Genomic DNA, 7,866 nt, shown 5'->3' with positions numbered 1-7,866 from the left:
TGGCGGGCGAGTTTGTCGAACAGCTGCCGCAGCCGAGCCTCGGTGTTCGGCAACGCCGCGTCATGCAGCCGCTTGCCGTCCGGAGCCAGCCCGACCGCGTGGTGATCACCCTTACCGACGTCCAAGCCCAGGAAGACGCCATATCCGTCGTGCACCAGACCCGCCTCCACGCATCGCATCGTGGCCCTCGGCCGCAGTCAGGGCGTCGGACTGCCGGCAGCCACGTTACGAAGAGACCTACCCCAATACGGGTGGCCGTGTCCCTATCAGCGGTCCGCCGACGCCACCCGACCCGGCGACAACACCCCCCGGATCATCCGAACGACAGGGGCAGGAAGTCATACCGGGCCGGGCGACCGAGGATTCCCCGGCTGGGGACGATCAAAAAGGTAACGGGGGGGACCAGCGCCGGCGGGTGCGACGGCGAACTCTGGATCTCCTTGAACGCGCCACCGATCGCCACCGGGCCGAACGGCCGCGTCACCGGGGCCGACCTCGCTGCGGCCATGGTGGCGCGTATCGCTGAGGACGCTACTTGCACCGGCCCGGCCGATGGCCGGCGGCGCTGAGCAGCCCGGTTGTCCCGTCCGCCAGCTCGACCGCGACCACTCTGATCCGGGTGGCAGTAGCGGCGCTGCCGTCCGGTACCGCACACCGGGCATAATTGCCGAGGGATCTCACCAGTCGCAGGCCGTGGATGGCTTTGGCCCGGTCCGGCGTGCCGCCTGCTCCCGAGCAGGCCTGGGGGCGCGGAAGTGCTCGCACGACGCACAGCCGTACGGCACACGAATGGTGAGACGTCAGGCGACGGGCAACACAAAAGGATGCGACCACGGTGACCCAGGTGATACCGAATGCGACACGTAACACCCGCCAGCGTGGCGAGGTGCTGGCGCTGCTGCGCGAGGTGGAGGGGTTTCATTCGGCGCAGCACCTGCATCAGATGCTGCTGTCCCGGAAGGCGCGGGTCGGCCTCACCACCGTGTACCGGACGTTGCAGCTACTGGTCGACGCCGGCGAGATCGACTCCACCCGGCTGCCCGGCGGCGAGCAGCTGTACCGCCGGTGCAGCCAGAGCAAACATCACCACCATCTGGTCTGCCGCGACTGCGGACGCACGGTGGAGGTCGCCGGACCCGCCGTGGAGCGGTGGGCCGACCAGGTGGCCGCCCAGCACGGCTTCACCGACGTCGGCCACACCTTGGAAATCTTCGGCGTCTGCGCGGAGTGCGCCCGCTGATCGACGCCGGCCGGGGAAAGCCGGTAGGTACTGCCCCGACCCGATCCGCGACCGCGCTGCCGGCTCAGCCGAGAGCCCGTACCGGAAGCCGTGCCGCAGGCCCCATCACGAAGTCGGGGTCGATCTGAGCGGTGAGATCCGTGCCGGCCCGCTCGTTGGCCCAGGCGTGGGCGTTGCGGCGGTGGAACTCGTGGGCGTGGCGGGTGAACGCCTCCCAGTCCTGGTCGGTGGCGTCGACGGCGTCGGCCAGTTGCGCCAGTACCGCACGGTTGGCGGGCTCCAGGTCGTCCAGGGCGCCGATGATCCCGCGTTCGGCGCGGCGCACGTACGCCGACCGGCTGACCCAGGTGAGCAGGTCCGCACCGACGTGCTCGCGGAGGAAGTCCACGTCGGCGGCGTCCTCGACCTTGTTGCCGACCACCGACAGGGCGACGCCGTAGTCGCGGGCGTAGCCGGCGTACTGGCGGTAGACGCCGACGCTGCGCACGGTGGGCTCGCAGACCAGGACGGTGCGGTCGAAGCGGGTGAACAGGCCGGAGGCGAAGGAGTCGGCGCCGGCGGTCATGTCCACCACCACGTACTCGGCCGGGCCGTCGGCCATGTGGTTGAGCAGCAGTTCCACCGCGCCGAGCTTGGAGTGGTAGCAGGCCACCCCCAGGTCCTCCTCCCGGAACGCGCCGGTGACCGCCAGCCGCACCCCGCCCACCTCGCGGACGCACCGGTCGTACACCGGGTTGCTCTCTACGACGCGCAGCAGCCGGGAACCGGCACCGGGTGGCGTGGTCTTGACCATCTCCGCCGCCGAGGCGATGCGCGGGTTGTCGCCGCGCAGGTACTCCTTGATCTGCGGCAGGGCGTCACCGAGTGCTGGCAGCTGCGCCGCGACCTCCTCGCCGGCGCCGAGCGCCACCGCGAGATGCTGGTTGATGTCGGCGTCGATGGCCAGCACCGGCCGGTTCCCGGCGGCGAGGTGGCGAGCGAAGAGGGCCGCCAGCGTGGTCTTGCCGCTGCCGCCCTTGCCGACGAACGCGATCTTCATTCAGCCTGCTCCACGATGATGTAAGTGGAAACCATTTCCACTGACGACACTGTAGCGGCCAAGGCTGTGCTACGTGCCGAGACTGGCCTGTGGCCATCGTGGCTCGGCGGCGTGTCGCGGTCGGGACGTTGCTCGGGCTGCGCCACGGCACCCATGGTCACGTTTGGCGCAGGTCGCGCAGATTCCTCTGAGGTCGAGTCGGTCCGGGTGCGGGGTGAAACCGGTGTGCTGGTGCAGTTCGGTGAGCCAGCTCGTCACGACCTCGGGTGGGCACTCGGTCACCGTCTCGCACCCGGTGCAAATCAGGTGCTGGTGCGGTGCCGTTCCGCAGTGGCGGTAGGCGCGTTGGCCGTCGAGGTCGAAGGTGTGCAGCAGTCCAGCATCGGCGAGGCTGTGCAGCGCGCGGTAGACGGTGGTCAGGCCGATGTGCCGCACGGTACTGGTGAGTTCGGCGTGCACCTGCTGGGCGGTGAGCGGGCGGGAACGTCCGGCCAGCAGCGCCAGGACGGCGCGGCGCTGCGCGGTGGGCGCCAGACCCACGACCCGCAGCTGCGCGTCCGCCACGAGGAAGGTGGTCATGGCGGCTCAGGGGCGGACGCCGAGGTGCACGCTGCGGGCCGACAGCCGGAACAGGTCGCCGCGGTGGCCCAGCCACTCCTCGTCGGCCGGGTCGAGGAGGCGGTCCCAGGCGCCGAGGTCGGCGGCGGTGAGCAGTCCGGTGGGCCGCAGCCTGCCGACCCGTTCGGCGAGGGCTTCCAGGACGGTCCGTCGGGTGCTGTCGGGCAGCGGTGGTGGCTGCTCGTCGAGGGTGGTGCGGGTCGTGACCGGCGACAGACCAGCCCGCTGGAGGGCTTCGGTCCACCCGTACGGCATCCGCCGGCTGCCGGGAAGTCCTGCCCGCATCCGGGCGAACCAGCGGTCCTGGGCTGCGTGCAGCCGGCCTTCCAGGCCGGGTTCGCCCAGGCCGACGTCCCAGGGCAGGTGGCGCTCCGGTAGTCCGCCCTCGGCGAGCGCGAGGCGTCCGCCGGGGGCGAGCAGTCCGGCGAGGGCGGTGATCGCGGCCTGTTGGTCGCCGACGTGGTGGACCGAGGCCGATGCCCAGACCAGGTCGGCGGGAGCGCCGAGCGTCTCGCGTAGGGCGTCCGTCTGGGCGGGGATGTCGGCGCGCAGCGGCTCGACGCGGACGCGTGGATCCGCCCACTCGGCGCGGATGTGACTACGTGCGGCGTCGAGCACTGCCGGATGCGCGTCGACCGCGACGACCCGGCCGCAGGTCATCATCCGGGCGATGGCCAGGGCCATTCCGGCGGCGCCGCAGCCGATGTCGACCGCGAGCCGGTCGCCGGGGGCGACCAGCTCGCGGGCGATCGTCAGGTACCAGGCCCGGTCCTGCTGGGCGGCGTCGACCAGCTGCGGCGCCAGTCCGGTCCAGTCGACCGGCGGGTCGGTGCTCATCCGCCCTGTGGTCCGCGGCGGGCGTACTTGGCGCGGAACTTCTCGACCCGGCCGGCGGTGTCGAGCAGGCGCTGCTTGCCGGTCCAGAAGGGGTGGCTGGCCGAGGAGATCTGGACGTCGATGACGGGGTAGGTGTTGCCGTCGGTCCACTCGATGCTCTGGTCGCTGGTGGCCGTCGAGCGGGTGAGGAAGGCGAAGTCGGCGCCCTTGTCGCGGTAGACGACGGGCCGGTACTCGGGGTGGATGCCGGGCTTCATACGGGTCGTACTCCTTCGGTGTTGGTGTCGGTGTCGGCCGGTTCTTCCACGACGAGGGGGAAGCAGCCGGCGAACGGGTCGGTGTAGGTGCGCCAGGTGTCCTCGCCGTCGGCGAGTTCGGCGTCGGTGAGCAGGCAGCCGGCGAGGGTGCGGTGCAGCTCGACAGGGTCGACGTCGAGGCCGATGAAGACCAAATGCTGGTGGCGGTCGCCGTAGTAGGGGTCCCAGTCCAGGGCGGCGGCGAGTCGGCGCTGGTCCTCGACGTGCTCCCAGCGGTCCTCGGGCAGGCTGACCAGCCAGTGCCCGAGGGATCCCATGGACAGGCCGCCACCGGCGAACTCCCAGGCGATGACGGTGTCGGGTTGGCTGGCCAGCCAGAGGTGACCTCTCGAACGGATCACCTCGGCGTTGACCTCTTCCAGCACGTCGTGCAGGCGCTGCGGGTGGAACGGGCGCCGGGCGCGGAAGGCGGCGGAGACGACACCGCAGTCGGGCTCCGGCTCGTGCGCGCCGAGGGTGTAGCCCTGCAGGCCGCGGGCGAGCACCCCCGGAGTTTCCGGCCGGTGCCGGTGGGTGTGACGTAGCTGACGGGTCAGCGCGACGGCATCGATGAGGTCGCCGTCGACCCGCAGGTGGGTCGCCCAGGGGGCGATCCGCTGGAGCAGGACGGCCAACCGCCCGGTGTCGAACTCTCCGCCGCGGGACTGTCCCCAGAGCACCAGGGTGTCGGCGTACTCAATCTGCCGGACGACGACGTCGGCGAGCGCGCGGTGGTCGTCGTCGGCGGCCTGGATGCCGAGCGTGCTCAGGTCGTCGGTGGTGGCCAGGCCGTCGAGCAGGTGTTCGGCGTCGAGGACGGTGACGTAGGAGTCGACCCGGATGAGGTCGGTGATGGGTGCGCCGTCGACGAGGCAGTGGGCGCAGGCGGCGGCGACCGCCTCGGGTTCCACCACCTCGGGCAGCATCAGCACCAGGTCCCGGCCGGGGTGGCTGCGGGTGAGCCGGGCGAGGGTGGGCAGCACGTCCTCACGCAGGGTGCAGGAGGCGCAGCCGTGCCGCAGCGCGACCTGCTCGTCCTCGATGACGCCGGTGCCGGAGCGGATCACCCGGCGGACGACGCCGTCGCGGATGCCGGCGAGGTCGTGCCGCACCAGCAGCAGCGACGCATCGGCGGCGAGCAGCGTGCGCGCGACGGCGAAGGTCGCCGCCGGCCAGAACCCGGACAGCACGGTCAACGACGGGCGGGTATCGGCGTCGGCGGTCACGGCGCGGGTCGGTGCCTGTGGTGAGGACGACATCGGCTTCCCCTCGACTCAGTTGAAAATGATTGTCATTTAAGCATATGCGAGGTGGCGACGGGGACAGGGATGTGCCGGTGTGCGCGGACGAGGGCGCCACGAGCCGACGACGTTCCCACCGTCACGGTCGGCACGGTGTCGATATACCGGTGGCGACGACGCTGCGGGGCTGGGGCTACCGCCTGGGCGCCGACCGCTCGGCCGAGATCGCCGACGACCCCGGCGTGGAACTGGCCGAACAGCTGATGTAAGACTGAAAACCGTTTTCGTTACCGTTACCGAGTTGAGTGAGGAGTCATCACTGTGTCCCGACGTTGTGACGTCACCGGCGCGAAGCCGAGCTTCGGCAACGCCGTGTCCCACTCCCACCGGCGCACCCGCCGCCGCTGGAACCCCAACCTGCAGAACCACCGCTTCTGGCTGCCCTCGGAGCGCCGCTGGGTGCGACTGAACCTGACGGCCAAGGCGCTGAAGACCGTGGACCGCAAGGGCATCGAGAAGGTCGTCGCCGAGATGCGCGCCCGGGGAGTGACGCTCTGATGGCCCGCCAGACCGACGTCCGCCCGATCGTGCGGCTGCGCAGCACCGCCGGCACCGGCTACACGTACGTGACCCGCAAGAACCGCCGCAACGACCCCGACCGCCTGGTCCTGCGCAAGTACGACCCGGTCGTACGCCGCCACGTCGAGTTCCGCGAGGCCCGCTGATGGCCAAGAAGAGCCTGGTCAACCGGCAGACGCGCCGCGAGAAACTGGTCGCTCGGCACGCGCAGGCGCGGGCGGCGCTGAAGCGGCTGGTCGCCCATCCGGACACCGACCCGGACGCACGCGCCGAGGCGGTCCGCCGGCTCAGCCGACTCCCGCGCGACTCCAGCCCTGTGCGACTGCGGTCACGCGACCAGATTGACGGGCGCCCGCGCGGGGTGCTGACCCGGTTCGGGCTGTCCCGGGTGCGGTTTCGCGAGCTGGCCCTGCGCGGCGAGATGCCAGGAGTGCGCAAGGCCTCGTGGTGAAGGCACCACATGAACCACCGCGCCAGGCGCGCGGTGTGAAAGGGGAGGTATGAATGCGACAGTGAGGGCTCGCGGTTTCGCGGCCCTGCTCGCCGGGGCGGTGGTGGTCGCCGGCACGGTGCTCGCGCCGACCGCTGCGTCGGCGGCGGAGAAGGTGGTGCTGTCCAAGGGGCACACCGATGCGGTCGACGTGCACTACAGCGACGGGAAGCTGTCGTTGAAGGTCAACGACGACACGGTCAGCCCCGCGATGAAGCGGGACCCGGCGGATGTGACGTTCCAGGTCCTGCCGGAGGCGGCCATGGCCGTTCCGGACGATCCCCGGTTCGCCTTCCTCGGGCCGGCCGGCAGCCAGGTCTGGCTGCTGCCGATGACCCAGGATCCGGATCTGCTGTGGCCGGGTTGGAACACCACGACGCTCGACTCGGGTGTATTCGAGGGAAACAAGGTGCGGCTGAGCCTCGTCGGCGTGCAGGGGCCGGGCAACGTCACGCTGTTCACGCAGGACTCGTTCGGCGGTCCGATCGTCAAGTTCCGCGGTGACGACGGGCTGCCCGACGCGATCGACGTGCCAGTGAAGACCCACGCCCACTCGAACTGGGCGTTCAGCACGCAGGGCAGCTACACCCTGAAGTTCCAGGCCGATGCGACGCTGACCGACGGCACGACGGTCAGCACCGGGCCGGTCGACTACACGTTCGTCGTCGGCGAGCTGTCCGGCGGTGGGCCGGAGGTGAGCCTGTCGGTCAGCGGCATGGCCGACGAGTACCAGCCCAACGACACGGTGACGCTCACCGCGGTGCAGACGCCGCAGACGGAGCTGGACCACTACCACTGGTTCAGCAAGTGTCCGGGCGCGGCGGACTGGACGGTCATCGCGGGCGAGGCGGGCGCGAGCTACTCGTTCACCGCGACCCGGGAGCTAAACGCCTGCGAGTACGTGGCCAAGCTCTACGACAACGACCACGGCGTGGCCGCGACCAGCGAGCCGGTGACCCTCTGGGTGGCGTTCCCGCCGCAGGAGCCGGGCACGTCGCAGACGATCACCGCGTCGATCGACGAGACGCAGGGTGCGCTGGTGATCAGCGTCAACCCGGACGACCGGGCCGTGGTGCTGCCGCCCGCGCAGCTCACCGCAGGCGGCGACCGGTGGGAGAGCACCGGGGAGCTGCGGCCGGTCACGGTGACCGACACCCGCGCCGGTCAGCCGGGATGGAGCGCCTCCGGGCAGATCCCGGCCGACTTCACCGGCCCGGACGGTGTGACGTTCAGCGCCGGTTACCTCGGCTGGACCCCGCAGGTCCTGACCCAGGGCGCTGCGCAGGGCGTGGTCGCCGGCCCGCAGGTGGCCCCGTACGTCGTCGGTAGCGGCGGTGGCCTCGGCACCAGCGCGGTGCTGGGTTCAGCGCCGGCCGGCGCCGGGCGTGGCACCGCCCAGCTGGGTGCGGGGCTGCGGCTGAGCCTGCCCACGGAGACCGCCGCGGGAACCTACACCGCGACCCTCACCCTCACCGCAATCTGATCGCCCGAACCCGTCCGGTGACCCGGCGCTGAGCCGCGTCACC

12 protein-coding genes are annotated in these 7,866 nt (G+C 71.1%); 5 read left to right on the top strand and 7 right to left on the bottom strand.

Annotated features, from left to right (window positions below):
- Together FB454_RS33270 and FB454_RS35150 are read right to left on the bottom strand one after the other, a co-directional pair.
- The coding region (locus tag FB454_RS33270) for an IS110 family transposase (RefSeq protein WP_486485493.1) at positions 1-179 on the bottom strand (179 nt) is incomplete at its 3' end.
- A 134-nt stretch (positions 180-313) separates the two neighbouring features.
- The gene (locus tag FB454_RS35150; protein WP_013287211.1) at positions 314-484 is read right to left on the bottom strand and encodes a hypothetical protein; all 171 of its coding nucleotides are present in this window, start codon (positions 482-484) and stop codon (positions 314-316) included.
- A 351-nt stretch (positions 485-835) separates the two neighbouring features.
- Between FB454_RS35150 and FB454_RS33265 the strand changes: the two genes are divergently transcribed.
- Entirely contained in the window at positions 836-1,240 is a 405-nt protein-coding gene (locus FB454_RS33265) for a Fur family transcriptional regulator (protein WP_013287210.1), read from the top strand.
- 64 nt (positions 1,241-1,304) lie between these two features.
- On the opposite strand, the gene FB454_RS33260 is transcribed toward FB454_RS33265, so the two are convergent.
- The 5 genes from FB454_RS33260 to FB454_RS33240 form a co-directional block, all read right to left on the bottom strand.
- Positions 1,305-2,279, bottom strand: a complete 975-nt coding sequence (locus FB454_RS33260; RefSeq protein WP_145824186.1) for an ATP-binding protein — start codon at positions 2,277-2,279, stop codon at positions 1,305-1,307.
- Between the two features lie 69 nt (positions 2,280-2,348).
- Positions 2,349-2,858 carry a Fur family transcriptional regulator gene (locus FB454_RS33255; RefSeq protein WP_013287209.1) on the bottom strand — a complete coding sequence of 170 codons (510 nt, stop codon included), beginning with the start codon at positions 2,856-2,858 and terminating at the stop codon, positions 2,349-2,351.
- A 6-nt stretch (positions 2,859-2,864) separates the two neighbouring features.
- A complete protein-coding gene (locus tag FB454_RS33250) occupies positions 2,865-3,734 on the bottom strand; it encodes a class I SAM-dependent methyltransferase (RefSeq protein ID WP_013287208.1) in 870 nt (289 codons plus the stop codon).
- The gene (locus tag FB454_RS33245) at positions 3,731-3,991 is read right to left on the bottom strand and encodes a type B 50S ribosomal protein L31 (protein WP_013287207.1); all 261 of its coding nucleotides are present in this window, start codon (positions 3,989-3,991) and stop codon (positions 3,731-3,733) included. The genes FB454_RS33250 and FB454_RS33245 overlap by 4 nt, the downstream gene beginning before the upstream one ends.
- Positions 3,988-5,289 (bottom strand): CobW family GTP-binding protein, encoded by a 1,302-nt coding sequence (locus FB454_RS33240; protein WP_013287206.1) that lies wholly within the window; start codon positions 5,287-5,289, stop codon positions 3,988-3,990. The genes FB454_RS33245 and FB454_RS33240 overlap by 4 nt, the downstream gene beginning before the upstream one ends.
- Positions 5,290-5,592: 303 nt before the next feature.
- Here FB454_RS33240 and rpmB point away from each other — a divergent pair, with 303 nt between their 5' ends.
- From rpmB to FB454_RS33220, 4 genes are read left to right on the top strand one after another with little or no spacing between them, the layout of a single operon-like run.
- Positions 5,593-5,829, top strand: a complete 237-nt coding sequence (rpmB, locus tag FB454_RS33235; RefSeq protein WP_013287205.1) for a 50S ribosomal protein L28 — start codon at positions 5,593-5,595, stop codon at positions 5,827-5,829.
- Entirely contained in the window at positions 5,829-5,996 is a 168-nt protein-coding gene (rpmG, locus tag FB454_RS33230) for a 50S ribosomal protein L33 (RefSeq protein ID WP_013287204.1), read from the top strand. The genes rpmB and rpmG overlap by 1 nt, the downstream gene beginning before the upstream one ends.
- Positions 5,996-6,301 carry a 30S ribosomal protein S14 gene (gene rpsN / locus FB454_RS33225; RefSeq protein ID WP_013287203.1) on the top strand — a complete coding sequence of 102 codons (306 nt, stop codon included), beginning with the start codon at positions 5,996-5,998 and terminating at the stop codon, positions 6,299-6,301. Before rpmG ends, rpsN begins: the two co-directional genes overlap by 1 nt.
- A gap of 49 nt (positions 6,302-6,350) precedes the next feature.
- Complete coding sequence (locus tag FB454_RS33220) at positions 6,351-7,823, top strand: choice-of-anchor M domain-containing protein (protein ID WP_013287202.1); 1,473 nt, start codon at positions 6,351-6,353, stop codon at positions 7,821-7,823.
- Positions 7,824-7,866 lie beyond the last annotated feature (43 nt).

It is taken from the genome of Micromonospora sp. CNZ297 (assembly GCF_007827625.1).
This window is presented reverse-complemented; position numbering and strand designations above follow the sequence as displayed.